Origin of the sequence: Clostridium sp. N3C (assembly GCF_900095445.1) — a bacterium.
In the GTDB taxonomy this organism is placed as follows: domain Bacteria; phylum Bacillota; class Clostridia; order Clostridiales; family Clostridiaceae; genus Clostridium_AU.
This window is the reverse complement of the sequence record NZ_FMJL01000015.1, coordinates 26,142-39,959: the sequence shown is the minus strand read 5'-3', so window position 1 is coordinate 39,959 and position 13,818 is coordinate 26,142. Positions and strand designations below refer to the sequence as shown.

The 13,818-nt window shown below is 34.0% G+C and carries 11 protein-coding genes, 1 pseudogene and 2 other annotated features; of the genes and pseudogenes, 11 read left to right on the top strand and 1 reads right to left on the bottom strand.

Translation table 11 applies throughout. The annotated features are described in order from the left end of the window. Window positions 1–92 precede the first annotated feature (92 nt). From N3C_RS06430 to N3C_RS06410, 5 genes and pseudogenes are all read left to right on the top strand, one after another. Entirely contained in the window at window positions 93–1,382 is a 1,290-nt protein-coding gene (locus tag N3C_RS06430) for an alpha-amylase family glycosyl hydrolase (protein ID WP_074365230.1), read from the top strand. Between the two features lie 142 nt (window positions 1,383–1,524). After that, window positions 1,525–1,777 (top strand) — a binding site (T-box leader). A 62-nt stretch (window positions 1,778–1,839) separates the two neighbouring features. Next, complete coding sequence (locus tag N3C_RS06425) at window positions 1,840–2,319, top strand: Lrp/AsnC family transcriptional regulator (RefSeq protein WP_074365229.1); 480 nt, start codon at window positions 1,840–1,842, stop codon at window positions 2,317–2,319. After that, window positions 2,316–3,476: an aminotransferase class I/II-fold pyridoxal phosphate-dependent enzyme gene (locus N3C_RS06420; protein ID WP_074365228.1), complete on the top strand. Its 1,161-nt coding sequence runs from the start codon at window positions 2,316–2,318 to the stop codon at window positions 3,474–3,476. The genes N3C_RS06425 and N3C_RS06420 overlap by 4 nt, the downstream gene beginning before the upstream one ends. A gap of 397 nt (window positions 3,477–3,873) precedes the next feature. After that, window positions 3,874–4,113 (top strand): annotated as a pseudogene (tnpA, locus tag N3C_RS06415) (IS200/IS605 family transposase); the annotation flags it as partial. Window positions 4,114–4,440: 327 nt separating this feature from the next. Next, window positions 4,441–6,195: an ABC transporter ATP-binding protein gene (locus N3C_RS06410; RefSeq protein ID WP_074365226.1), complete on the top strand. Its 1,755-nt coding sequence runs from the start codon at window positions 4,441–4,443 to the stop codon at window positions 6,193–6,195. 86 nt (window positions 6,196–6,281) lie between these two features. Here the strand turns inward: N3C_RS06410 and N3C_RS06405 are convergent, their stop codons facing one another. Next, window positions 6,282–7,226 carry a methyl-accepting chemotaxis protein gene (locus N3C_RS06405; protein ID WP_074365225.1) on the bottom strand — a complete coding sequence of 315 codons (945 nt, stop codon included), beginning with the start codon at window positions 7,224–7,226 and terminating at the stop codon, window positions 6,282–6,284. Between the two features lie 290 nt (window positions 7,227–7,516). Here N3C_RS06405 and N3C_RS06400 point away from each other — a divergent pair, with 290 nt between their 5' ends. The 6 genes from N3C_RS06400 (at window position 7,517) to N3C_RS06375 (ending at window position 13,722) form a co-directional block, all read left to right on the top strand. Further along, window positions 7,517–8,494 carry a diaminopimelate dehydrogenase gene (locus N3C_RS06400; protein ID WP_074365224.1) on the top strand — a complete coding sequence of 326 codons (978 nt, stop codon included), beginning with the start codon at window positions 7,517–7,519 and terminating at the stop codon, window positions 8,492–8,494. A 320-nt stretch (window positions 8,495–8,814) separates the two neighbouring features. Continuing rightward, window positions 8,815–9,047, top strand: a binding site (T-box leader). Between the two features lie 60 nt (window positions 9,048–9,107). Continuing rightward, a complete protein-coding gene (locus N3C_RS06395; RefSeq protein WP_074365223.1) occupies window positions 9,108–10,253 on the top strand; it encodes an ABC transporter substrate-binding protein in 1,146 nt (381 codons plus the stop codon). Between the two features lie 129 nt (window positions 10,254–10,382). Continuing rightward, window positions 10,383–11,270, top strand: a complete 888-nt coding sequence (locus N3C_RS06390; RefSeq protein WP_074365222.1) for a branched-chain amino acid ABC transporter permease — start codon at window positions 10,383–10,385, stop codon at window positions 11,268–11,270. A gap of 11 nt (window positions 11,271–11,281) precedes the next feature. Continuing rightward, window positions 11,282–12,262 (top strand): branched-chain amino acid ABC transporter permease, encoded by a 981-nt coding sequence (locus N3C_RS06385; protein WP_242944052.1) that lies wholly within the window; start codon window positions 11,282–11,284, stop codon window positions 12,260–12,262. Beyond that, window positions 12,243–13,031 (top strand): ABC transporter ATP-binding protein, encoded by a 789-nt coding sequence (locus N3C_RS06380; protein ID WP_074365221.1) that lies wholly within the window; start codon window positions 12,243–12,245, stop codon window positions 13,029–13,031. The genes N3C_RS06385 and N3C_RS06380 overlap by 20 nt, the downstream gene beginning before the upstream one ends. Continuing rightward, window positions 13,018–13,722 (top strand): ABC transporter ATP-binding protein, encoded by a 705-nt coding sequence (locus tag N3C_RS06375; protein WP_074365220.1) that lies wholly within the window; start codon window positions 13,018–13,020, stop codon window positions 13,720–13,722. The genes N3C_RS06380 and N3C_RS06375 overlap by 14 nt, the downstream gene beginning before the upstream one ends. The last annotated feature ends 96 nt before the right edge of the window (window positions 13,723–13,818 follow it).

Below are 13,818 nucleotides of genomic sequence, written 5' to 3'. Positions count from 1 at the left end.
TAAAATGTTTACATTTTTTCAATACTACCTTCCAAAAGTTAGTGATTTTTATTGAGTAGGTTGATATAATTATACTAGGAAGGAGTGATTCTATGGCTTTAGATACATCTAAAAAGCTAAGAAATGCCGTAATTTATTCTGTTTATGTTAGAAATTATGGTAAGAATGGTAAATTTATAGATATAGAGGAAGATTTGCAGAGGATTAAGGACCTAGGTACGGACATAGTGTGGTTTATGCCTATTCATCCTATTGGAGAGGTTAATAGAAAGGGTATACTTGGTTCACCTTATGCTATAAAGGATTATAGAGCAATTAACCCTGAATATGGTACCTTAGAGGATTTTAAAAGACTAGTAGATAAAATTCATCAATTAGGCATGAAGGTAATGATAGATGTGGTTTACAATCATACATCTCCAGATTCCTGGCTTGTAGGAAACCATCCAGAATATTTTTATATTAAACCAGATGGAAAAAGAGGTAACAAGGTTGGAGATTGGAGTGATATAGTAGATTTAGACTACAACAACAAGGATTTATGGACTTATCAAATTGATACCTTAAAGTATTGGGCAGAAATAGGAGTAGATGGCTTTAGATGTGATGTGGCACCTTTAGTTCCAATAGAGTTTTGGATGAAAGCTCGAGAAGAAGTAAAGAAGGTAAAACCAGAGGTTATTTGGTTAGCTGAAAGCGTGGAACATAGCTTTATTTCATACCTTAGAAAGGAAGGTTTCGTTGCTCATTCTGACTGTGAAGTATATAATGCCTTTGATATATGCTATGACTATGATGTTCATAATTACTTTAAGGGATATTTGGAAGGCAAGAATACTCTTAAGGAATACATAGACAGAGTGGCCATGCAGGAAGTTATATATCCAGATAACTATGTAAAATTAAGATTCCTTGAAAATCACGATCAGCCAAGGGCTAAGCATCTAATTCCAGATAATGAGAAGCTAAACATATGGACTGCATACATGTTCTTCCAAAAGGGAGCGGCTTTAATATTTAACGGACAAGAAGCAAAAGATGACAAGATTCCTAATCTCTTTAATGATGATAAGGTAAATTGGGCTGGAATGGAAGAAGACTTTGTGTCTATGATAAAGAAACTAGCGGCCTTAAAGAAAGAGCCTATTATGGCAGAAGGAAATTACTCTATAGGAGTTGTTGATAATAAGGATGTTATTGTTATAACCTATGAAAAGGGCCATGAAAAGCTAATTGGAATCTTCAATGTAAACCTTGAAGATGGTACTATAAAGCTTCCTGTAGAGGATGGAGAATATGAAAATCTAGTTAATGGTAAGAAGATAAATATAAGAGAGGGAGAAATAGAACTTCCTTATGTTCCGGTTATAATAAGAGCATAAAAAGCTAGAGATATTATACTATAAAAGCAATAATTCAAAGGAAGTAACTCATATATATATATTAGTTTGAAGATATACTTTAAAAAACTCTATTGATTTATCAATAGTCTTACTGTATAATTAATAAAAACGTAATAAAAGGTCAAAAATATTGATAAGGAAGAGTACGTAATAGTGATGCTTTTAGAGAACCGGCGTTGGTGGGAGTCCGGTAGCTAGCTGTTATGGAAAGCAGCCTTGGAGTTTCTTATGAAGAAATGAGCATAATCCTATATATGTTCAATAAATAAGACGTTACCTCACGTTATAGAGGCACGGAATTTTAGTTCCGGTTGAGAGAGTGTCTTATGACACTAACTAGGGTGGTACCGCGAATATACTCCTTCGTCCCTTATTGGGAAGAAGGAGTTTTTTTAATAGAATAATACTTTATTTGTTAAAAGGAGGGTATTAAAGTATGGAAGAGATTTTAGAGGTTCTAGAAAAGAATAGTAGACTTAGCAATGAAGAGATATCGGTGATGGTGGGGAAAACACCGGAAGAAGTAGAGGAAGCTATAAAAAATTATGAAAAGCAGAATGTTATTGTTGGATATACAGCTTTGATAAATCGAGAAAACATGAATGATGAAACTGTAACTGCCCTTATAGAGGTAAAGGTTACTCCACAAAGAGGAGAGGGTTTTGATAAGGTAGCAGAAAGGATATATAGATTTTCAGAGGTTAAGGCCTGTTACCTTATGTCTGGAGGCTTTGATTTAACAGTTATAGTAGAAGGAAGAACCATGAAGGAAGTAGCCCTCTTTGTAGCAGAAAAATTAGCCACGCAGGAGTGTGTAATAAGCTGTGCTACTCATTTTGTACTAAAGAAGTATAAAGATAAAGGTACAATATTTGAGAAAAAACCAGTGGACGATAGGGAGGCTATATTTATATGAAGATAGAAGATATGATAAGAGATAATGTTAAAAATATGCCGCCATCAGGCATTAGAAAATACTTTGATCTAGTAAATGAAATGGATGACGTTATATCCTTAGGGGTTGGTGAACCGGATTTTGTAACTCCTTGGAAGGTAAGAGAAGTAGGTATATATTCCTTGGAGAAAGGTCAAACTCATTATTCTTCTAATGCAGGATTTGTAGAACTTCGTCAAGAAATAGCAAACTACTTAAAGAGATATGATTTGCATTATGATCCTTCTAGTGAAATCATAGTAACGGTAGGAGGTAGTGAAGGTATTGATATAGCACTAAGAGCTTTAGTAGGTCCTGGGGATGAAGTTATCATTCCTGAACCAAGTTTTGTAGCCTACAAGGGATGTACAGCTTTTACTGGTGCTACTGCAAAGGTAATTAATCTTAGGGAGGAAGATCAATTTAAATTGACCCCAGAGCTTTTGGAAGCAGCCATTACTCCAAAAACTAAGGTGGTTATAATTCCTTTTCCAAACAATCCAACAGGATCTATAATGACAAGAGAAGAGTTAGCTTCCATAGTTGAAGTGCTAAAAGATAAGGATTTAATAGTAATTTCTGATGAAATATATTCAGAATTAAGTTATGGTGAGAAACATGTATCCATAGCTAGCTTCCCAGAGATAAGGGACAAAACTATAGTTATTAATGGCTTTTCTAAGGCCTTTGCTATGACAGGTTGGAGACTAGGTTATGTATGTGGACATCCGATTCTAATAGAGCAAATGAAAAAAATCCATCAATATGCTTTGATGTGTGCTCCAACCACAGCTCAGTTTGCAGCTATAGAAGCTTTAAGAAACTGTGATAGAGAAGTAAATGACATGGTTAAGGAATATAACAGAAGAAGAAGGGTTATGGTAAATGGATTTAGGAAGATGGGACTAAGTTGTTTTGAGCCTCTAGGAGCCTTCTATGTATTTCCTTCAATAAAATCCACCGGTTTAACCTCTGATGAATTCTGCGAAGGCCTTTTGAAGCAAGAAAGAGTGCTAGTTGTACCAGGAACTGCCTTTGGAGAATGTGGAGAGGGCTTTGTGAGAGCTTGTTATGCTTCTTCCTATGAAAATATAGTGGAGGCATTGAAGAGGATTGAAAGGTTTATAAAGAATTTATAGGTTAAAAATATTGGTCGAAAATTTAGGAAATAAAAGAAAGTAAATATTTATAAGAGATAAAGAGTGGCAGGTTTGAACTGATCCATATTAAGTAGACAATCAATTTAATAAAAATGTTATGCATATTGGGATGCATGGTTTCAATGTTCTAAGGGATCCATACATCTTAATCTTTTCAGAACGTCCATAGAATTGTGTAAATTTAATTAGACGAGATAAGATTTGTTTGGAAATTACTACAGGGATATATTTCCTGTAGTAATTTTTGTGTAACGAATATCCCCGGTTATACCGGGGGTTCTAAAAAGCTTACAGCTATGAGTAGAAAAAAATAACCTCCTTTTGTAATCTATAGTAAGGTTCGCCAACCAAACAAATAACAAAGGAGGTTATCCAAATGGATACAGAAAGTTTATCACATACTAAATGGAATTGCAAATATCATATAGTATTTGCACCTAAGTATAGAAGACAAATTATATATGGAAAGATAAAGAAAGATATAGGACAGATTTTGAGAAAATTGTGTGAGCATAAGGGTGTTGAAATCATAGAAGATAATGCTTGTCCAGACCATATACATATATTAGTTAGTATACCACAAAAGATAAGTGTGGCTCAATTTAAGGAATTTATTGACCCGTTTACGGGCGAGCCAGAAACAAAGGAAAAAAATAAACAGCCCCTTTAGGGGCAGCCTGAGAAAATATGCGGTTGGCGGACTATTCAGCGTGTCTTTAGACACAGACAGTAATATGCCATTATAGGGCTAGAGCATGCCACCGGTTTTACGGGTGGTCATGACTACACTACAAGGAAATTAAAATGAAAAATTTTGCACTTCGGAAATTTATCCTCATTCTCTGACCTATAACTTCTATTTTCATCCATTGATAAAATTTATCTAAAATGTTACCTTTATGTATAGAGCAAATTTAAGCCAAAAGGATGGTGACAAGAAAATATGAAGAGCATAAGAAAGTTTATTTCCTATTATAAGCCCTATAAGCTTTTATTTTTTGCAGATATGTTTTGTGCCTTATTGCTATCTGCAATAGATTTAGTTTTCCCACTGTTAGTACAATATCTTTTAGATGATGTATATGTACTGAATGATAGACAAGTAATATTAAAGTATGTATTAATAGTAGGAAGTGCCTTGCTATTAATGTATGTTGTGAAACTTTTTTGCCAGTATTTTATAACATCCTGGGGACATATTATGGGAGCTAGAATGGAGGCGGATATGAGGAGGGATATTTTTGACCATCTTCAAAAGCTATCCTTTTCCTATTATGACAATAAGAATACTGGTAAGATTATGTCTAGAATAGTAAATGACCTATTCGACATATCTGAATTGGCCCATCATGGACCAGAGGACTTATTTATATCCGCAATTAAATTAATAGGGTCCTTCATAATATTAATGAGTATTAATGTAAAAATTACATTGATTTTATTATTACTTACAGGTGTTATGATATTGTTCTCTGCATACTATAATAAGCAGATGAAGGCTGTATTTAAGAAAAATAGAGAGAAGATAGCAAATGTTAATGCTCAGGTGCAGGATAGCTTAGCTGGAATTAGAGTGGTAAAGTCCTTTGCCAATGAAAAAATTGAAAAAAGTAAGTTTGATAGAGGAAACCAAGAATTCTTGGACACCAAAAAGGATAGCTACATGATTATGGGCAGATTCTACAGTGGAAATGGATTTTTCCAAGGTCTACTTTATCTATCAGTTATACTTAGTGGTGGAATTTTTATAAGCAATGGAACCCTTGAACTTTCGGGTTTAGTTGTATATATTCTCTATATAAATATATTCTTGAATCCAATAGAGAAGCTTGTAAACTTTACAGAACAGTTCCAAAGAGGAATCACCGGTTTTGAAAGATTCTTAGAGGTTATGGAAACAGAGCCTGATATTAAAGATAAGAAGGGGGCAAAGGATTTAGTTGATCCAAAGGGAAATATTCAGTTTAAAAATGTATCCTTTAGCTATAATGATAAGCATACTGTGCTAAACAACATTAACATTGATATAGAAGCTGGAAAGACCGTTGCCCTAGTTGGTCCTTCCGGTGCAGGAAAAACAACCTTTTGCAGTCTTATTCCAAGATTTTACGAAATAAGTGAGGGATTTATAACTGTAGATGGTATAGATATAAGGGATTTAAAGTTAAGGTCTTTAAGAAATGCAATAGGTATTGTGCAACAGGATGTATATCTCTTTGCTGGCAGCATTGGTGAAAATATTGGATACGGTAAACCAGGAGCAAGTAAGGAAGAAATTATTGAAGCAGCTAAGAAAGCTAATATACATGATTTTATTATGTCCTTAGAAGATGGCTATGACACCTATGTAGGAGAAAGGGGAGTTAAGCTCTCCGGTGGTCAAAAGCAAAGAATATCTATTGCTAGAGTGTTCTTGAAAAATCCTCCTATTTTAATATTGGATGAAGCAACTTCTGCTTTAGATAATGAAAGTGAGAGATACATTCAGAGATCTCTTGAAGAGCTTGCTAAGAATAGGACAACCTTGGTTATAGCACATAGATTGAGTACTATAAGAAATGCAGATGAGATAATTGTGCTTACCGATGAAGGCATAAAGGAAAGAGGAAGACATGAAGAACTATTAAAGATGAAGGGAACTTATTCCTATCTCTACAATATGCAGTTTGAAAATTTTTCTGAAGAGAGAATTAGTTAATAGCTAAAGAAATAATGAAGGTGTTGCAATACTACCAAATCAGTAGTTTGCAACACCTTCATTTATAAGTAATACAAGAACTTTTCTTATTCATTGAAAGATTCAAGGTGATTAGTAGCTTCTGCTAAATGTTTATCAACTATATTAGCTTCTTCAATATGGTTCACAATGGTATCTGTTGTTTGCTTAAGAACTCTTTCTATTGAAGATATTTCTTTGTTCATATCAGTTATATTAGAACTTTGATCACTTAAACTTTCTATCATCTTATTTACTTCTTTATCTAAATTTTGAATAGCAGAAAGGCTGTCTTCGATTTTATCTATAGCTTTTTCGGAAGCTTGCACTCCCATGGCTATAACTTCATTAGATTTTTCTGAATTTGCAAGGACATTCTTAGCCCCTAGAGAAATGTTTTCGATGAGTTGCGATATATCCTTAGCGCTGTTTTTAGTTTCTTCTGCCAGTTTCCTAACTTCATCTGCAACTACTGCAAAGCCCTTTCCATGTTCACCAGCTCTAGCCGCTTCTATATTAGCATTTAAAGCTAAAAGATTAGTCTGGGAAGCTATATTAGTTATAAGACCTAGCACTTCTTCAACTTGTTTAAATTTAAGAGCTAATTCAGTAATCATTTTTTGGTTATTAATATTCTCTTCTTCCAAGGTTTTAATGATATTTGTCATTTCCTCTATAGCTTCTTTACCTTGTAAGGAACCTTTAACAGTGCTATCAGTAATACTTAAAAGTTTTTCCCCTTGGCTTTGGAGGTTTGTTGTAGATTCTGTGGTTTTTGTAGTTAAATTAGCTAAAGTTGACATATGTGATTTTATATCTTCAGTAAGTTCAGCAAGCTGCTCATGTTGGGCATTTACTTGTTGATGTTGTTTAATGGTATTGCTGATGGTTGTTTTAACTGAATTAATAAAATCGTATGTATGTTTAGAAGAATTAGTGGTAATAACCTCTTCGGAGCTGCTTGTAGTAACAGCTGAATTGCTTAGTGTGTCAGATTTTTTTTTGAAAAGCATAATATTTCTCCTTTGCTTAACTTATTTGTATAATAAATTATATAGTAAATTTTTTATATAGTAAAAAAAGTTTATGTTTACTATTATAATATCAATATTTATCAAATAAAACCAGTACTATGTAAAAATTTTAGATATGAGGTTTTTAGAATAATATAGATGTAAAAAATTAAATTAATATATGGAAAGTTATAAGCTATTATGCTACACTAACTTCTATAAAATATTTAAACTTTTATAATAAAAATATTTGGAAAGGGGGTACCTGGCCAAATAAGTCAGGACATTATATGAAAGATAAAATTAGAGTAGGAATTGTAGGATACGGAAATTTAGGAAAAGGTGTAGAGCTAGCTTTGGCTCAAAATGATGATTTTCAGTTGGAGGCTATATTCACTAGAAGAGATCCTAGCACTTTAGATGGAAAATCTAAGATGGTACATATCTCTGAAATTAATAATTATAAGGATAAGATTGATGTTATGATAATGTGTGGAGGTTCCGCTACAGATTTACCAGAGCAGACTCCTGATATAGCAGCAAATTTTAATACAGTGGATAGTTTCGATACCCATGCTAGAATACCAGAATACTTTGATAGACTTGATGAAATAGCTAAGAAGTCAGGGAAAATTGCACTTATATCAGTAGGTTGGGACCCAGGCTTATTTTCTTTAAATAGAATTCTTGGTGAAGTGGTTTTACCAGTAGGTAGCACCTATACTTTCTGGGGACCAGGAGTAAGCCAAGGTCATTCCGATGCTATAAGAAGAATAGCAGGAGTTAAGGATGGAAAACAGTATACAGTGCCAGTGGAAGCAGCTTTAGAAAAGGTTCGTTCTGGTGAAAATCCTGAATTAACTACAAGAGAGAAGCATGAAAGAATTTGTTATGTTGTAGCGGAAGAAGGGGCAGATTTAGCCGCTATTGAAAAAGAAATTAAGACTATGCCAAACTATTTTGCTGACTATGACACTACTGTACATTTCATAAGTGAAGAAGAATTAAAGGAAAAGCATAGTGGTATTCCTCATGGAGGTTTCGTAATTCGTACAGGGGTTTCAGGAAAAGGTACAAAGCAGAAATTAGAGTTTAATTTATCCCTTGGAAGCAATCCTGAGTTTACTTCCAGTGTACTTGTAGCTTATGCTAGAGCGGTTTACAGATTAGCCAAGGAAGGTCAAAGTGGAGCACGTACAGTGTTTGATATTCCATTTAGTTATTTATCACCAAAATCAGGCGCGGAATTGAGAAAAGAATTATTATAATTGAAAAAGTATGCGATAATGAGGACATTTCTTATCAAACTTAAGAAATGTCCTTTATATTTTTTATAAAAGAGTTTTTCATAGATTTAAGTTTTTATAAATATGAAAAACTTTCATAGAAATTAAAACGATTTCATAAATTTTATACTTGTTTTTGAAAAAATATTTGATTTTTTCATAGGAGTTATTGACACAATGATAATTCCGTGCTATTTTATATATAACAGTTTCAAAAAGTTCTTAAAAAAATTATTAAATAATCAAAAATAATAAAGAAATATAATAATATTTAAAATGTGAAATATTATTATAAAATATGTATAAAGACGTTGATGAAGATAAAGCTATCAATAATTAATCCAAGAGAGTCGGGGGAGCTGGGAACCGATATTAATTTGATAGGTAATGATCACTTCTGAGTTTTATGGCTGAAGGTTAGTAAGCCATGACGGTGGCCCCGTTAAAAGGCTAAGGTTTGAAAGAACCTGATGAGGCAGTTGCTGTGAAGTGACTGTGAAATAGAGTGGTAACGCGTATATGTAACGCCTCTATATGCAAGGCATATAGAGGCGTTTTGTATAAATAATGTAAAAGTAAAATGAGGGGGGTTTTTATGAAAAAGTCTTTGACTTTATTGACAGCAGTTTTAGTTGGTGCAAGCCTTTTTACAGGATGTAAGAAGGAAGACAGTGGAGATACTATAAAAGTAGGATTAAACTACGAACTTTCTGGGCAAGTTGCTACTTATGGTAGAAGTCTTGTGGAAGGTATAGAACTAGCTTTTGAAGAAATCAATAACAACGGGGGCGTTTTGGACAAGAAGATTGAAGCAGTAAAAATGGACAATAAGTCTGATACTGCAGAATCAGCTAATATAACTACAAAATTAGCTACTAAAGAAAAGGTAGTACTTATATTAGGAGCAGCTACTTCAGGAAATACTAAGGCTGCAGCACCAATGGCTAACAAGTATAAGGTACCTTTAGTATCTGCATCAGCTACTGCAGATGATGTAACAGTAGATAAGGATGGTAAGGTAAGAGACTATATATTTAAAACTTGCTTTAGTGATTCCTTCCAGGGAGTTATAATGGCTAAGTTTGCAGGAGAAGAGTTAGCTGCAAAGAAGGCTGCTATGCTTGTAGATACAACTAGTGACTACAGTAAAGGATTAGCAGATAGCTTTAAAAAGAATTATACTGGACAAATCGTTGCTGAAGAAGCTTATAAGTCAAAGGATACAGACTTTAAGGCTGTTTTAACAAATATAAAGGCCACTAATCCAGATGTTCTATTTGTTCCAGGTTATTATGAAGAAGTTGGTCTGATCATTAAGCAGGCTAGAGAACTTGGTATAGAGGCTCCTGTACTTGGTGGAGACGGTTATGATTCTCCTAAGCTATTGGAGTTAGCAGGAAAGGATGCATTAAATAAGGTTTACTATACAAATCACTACTCATCACAGGATACTTCAGAAGAAGTAACAAAGTTTAAAGAAGCCTTCAAGGCAAAATATAACAAGGAACCAGATGCTTTCAACGCTTTAGGCTATGATTTAGGCTATTTGGCAGTAGATGCTATAAAGAGAGCAGGAAAGGCTGATGCTGAAGCTATTAAAGAAGCATTGGCAGCTACAAAGGACTTTAAGGCAGTTACAGGTACATTAACTATGGATGAACAGCATAATCCTGTAAAAGCTATTACTATATTAGAGGTTAAGAACGGAGAAATTACTTTCTTAGAAAAACTAGAACCATAATTTAATAGGACTTGAGTATTATAATCATGTATAGCAAATTCGGCTTGGCTGAATTTGCTATACATCTGACATTTTAAAAGTAATACAATCACTAAGCTCTAAAACATAGATAACAAAGGGGGGAATTAAATGGAGGGCTTTGTACAGCAATTAATAAACGGTGTTTCCTTAGGAAGTATATATGCTTTAATTGCTTTAGGATACACTATGGTATATGGAATTATAAATTTAATAAATTTTGCCCACGGTGATGTTTATATGGTGGGCGCATATGTAGGTTTTTATGTAACAGCAAGCATGGGCCTTGGATTTATTCCATCCCTTATAATATCTATGGTGGTTTGTGCTTTGTTGGGAATTATTATTGAAAAGGTTGCATATAAGCCTATTAGAAAATCTAGCAGAATAGCAGCCCTTACTACTGCTATAGCAGTTTCATTAATACTAGAGTACGGAATGATGGCTTTGGTTGGTGCGGAAACAAGAACTTTCAGGGATGATCTTTTACCAGACCACAGCATATCACTTTTCGGTGGAAATGTAGTTATAGATTCTAAAAATATCTATATTGTTCTTATTACTATTATATTAATGGTATTATTGCAATTTATAGTTCATAAAACAAAGGTTGGTAAGTCCATGAGAGCTGTATCTCAGGATAAGGAAGCAGCAGAACTTATGGGTATCAATTCTAATAAAACCATATCCTTTACCTTTGCTATAGGTTCAGCTTTAGCAGGAGCAGCAGGAGTTTTAGTTGGTGTATACTATAATTCCATAAATCCATTAATGGGAATGGCACCAGGACTTAAGGCATTTATTGCAGCGGTTATTGGTGGTATTGGAATTATACCAGGAGCTGTATTTGGTGGATTCTTCTTAGGTATTATTGAAACCTTTGTAAGTTATGCTGGAAGTTCTACCTATAAAGATGCAGTAGCTTTTTTAATTTTAATTGTGGTTCTAATAATTAAGCCAAGCGGACTTCTAGGTAAAAACGTTAAAGAGAAGGTATAGGAGGTGGAAGCGTGAAGAGTCTAGAGATGTTAAATAAGAAGAACATTATTAAGGTAGTTATCATTTTATTATTATACATCTTGGGAAAGATAATGTTGGAACAAGGCATTATTCCACCTCATATAGAATCTAATATATATATAATTGGAATAAATATAATTTTGGCAGTAAGCTTAAATTTAATTAATGGTTTTACAGGACAGTTTTCTCTTGGACATGCAGGTTTTATGGCTTTAGGAGCTTATGCATCTGCAGTGGTAACTTCTCTTTATGGAAAGGATTTTATCTTTGGAATATTAGCTGCAGCAGTTATAACAGCCATAGCCGGTTTGATCATTGGAATACCATCTCTAAGATTAAAAGGAGACTACCTAGCCATAGCTACCTTAGGTTTTGCGGAAATAATTAAGGTTTTACTTGAAAACTATGAAAAAGTTGGTGGCGCTGCTGGAATGAATGATATTCCTTTTTATACAACTTGGACTTGGCTCTACTTTGTAGTGGTTGCTACCATAATACTAATTAATAATTTTATAAGATCATATCAAGGAAGAGCTTGTATTGCTATAAGAGAAGATGAAATTGCCGCAGAGGCTATGGGGGTTAATACAACCTATTACAAGGTTATGGCCTTTGTTATAGGAGCAGCCTTTGCAGGGATAGCTGGTGCTCTATATGCAAATTACATGTATTATATAAAACCAAGTGATTTTGGATTTATGAAATCTATTGATATTTTGGTAATGGTAGTTTTTGGTGGCATAGGCAGTATTTCTGGTTCCGTAGTTGGAGCTATAGTTCTTGCTGTGGTATCAGCTCTTTTACAAGATGCTATGGAATATAGAATGCTTATATATGCGGTAATATTAATGATAATAATGCTTTATAGACCTCAAGGTATATTAGGGCAGAATGGTTTAAAATCAATTAAAAAATGGATTAAGAAGTTATTAAGAAAGGAGGAGACAGCAGATGCCAGTGCTAACAGTTAAAGATTTAACTAAAAGTTTCGGTGGAATAGTAGCAGTTTCCAATATTAACATGGAAGTGGAAAAGGGACAAATTGCTGGGGTTATTGGACCTAATGGGGCAGGTAAAACAACCTTCTTCAATTTGCTTACTGGTATATACAAGCCTACCTCCGGAGAAATAGAATATAACTTAGATAAAAAGATTACAACGCAGAAATTAAAACCATATAAGACCGCTGCCTACGGAATATCAAGAACTTTTCAAAATATAAGATTGTTCAAGGAAATGACAGTTTTAGAAAATGTATTAATAGGCTATCACAATAATCTTAATTATAGTGTCTTTTCATCCTTTTTAAGATTACCGGGCTTTTCAAAGGGGGAAAGAAAGGCCAGAGAAGAAGCTTTAGAGCTTCTAAAGGTAATGGGGCTATTTAATAAGAAGGATGAACTAGCAAAAAATCTACCTTATGGTGAACAAAGAAAGCTTGAAATAGCTAGAGCTTTAGCTACAAAACCTCAGGTACTTTTGCTAGATGAGCCAGCGGCAGGAATGAATCCACAGGAAACTAATGAACTTAAGGAAATGATAAGTACTATAAGAAAGGATTTCAATCTTACAATTATCTTAATTGAGCATGATATGTCATTAGTTATGGATATCTGTGAAAAAATATTCGTTTTTGACTATGGTAAGTTAATTGCAAAGGGAACTCCTCTTGAGGTACAGAATAATCCAGAGGTTATAAAGGCCTACCTAGGGGAGGAGGAAGAGCATGCTACAGCTTAAAGATGTAAACTTATATTATGGGGTAATTCACGCTTTAAAAAATGTAAGCCTTCATATAAATAAGGGTGAGATAGTAACTTTAATAGGATCTAATGGGGCAGGAAAATCTTCAACTTTAAGGGCTATATCCGGTATTGAAAGAATTAAGGACGGTACTATTGAATTTGATGGAGTTAATATTAGTAAGATGAATCCATCAGAAATAGTTTCTATGGGACTTTCTCATGTACCGGAAGGAAGAAGAGTATTTCCTAAGATGTCTGTTATGGAAAATTTAGAAATGGGGGCTTATACGAGAAAGGATAAAGCAGAGGTAAAAAGAGATTATGAGAAGGTATTCGATATATTTCCAAGACTAAAAGAGAGAAAGAATCAGATGGCAGGAACACTATCTGGTGGAGAGCAGCAAATGCTAGCTATAGGGAGAGCGTTAATGTCCAAACCTAAATTACTATTACTGGATGAGCCTTCTATGGGGCTGGCTCCTCTAGTAGTAAAAGAAATATTTTCAATTATTCAAAGAATCAGTAGTGAAGGTACTACGGTGCTTTTAGTAGAGCAGAATGCTAGCATGGCATTAAAAATAGCAGACAGGGCTTACATCATTGCTAATGGGGTAATAAGCATTGAGGGTAAGGCTCAGGAGCTCCTGCATGATGAAAAAGTTAAGAAAGCGTATTTAGGGGGCTAGATACTCAGGTATTAAAAGTTATTAGATAACAAATTTGGGGCAATGTTATTAATATCTGAGTGATCGTTCGCATCTAAATAATAGGGGATTAAGAGA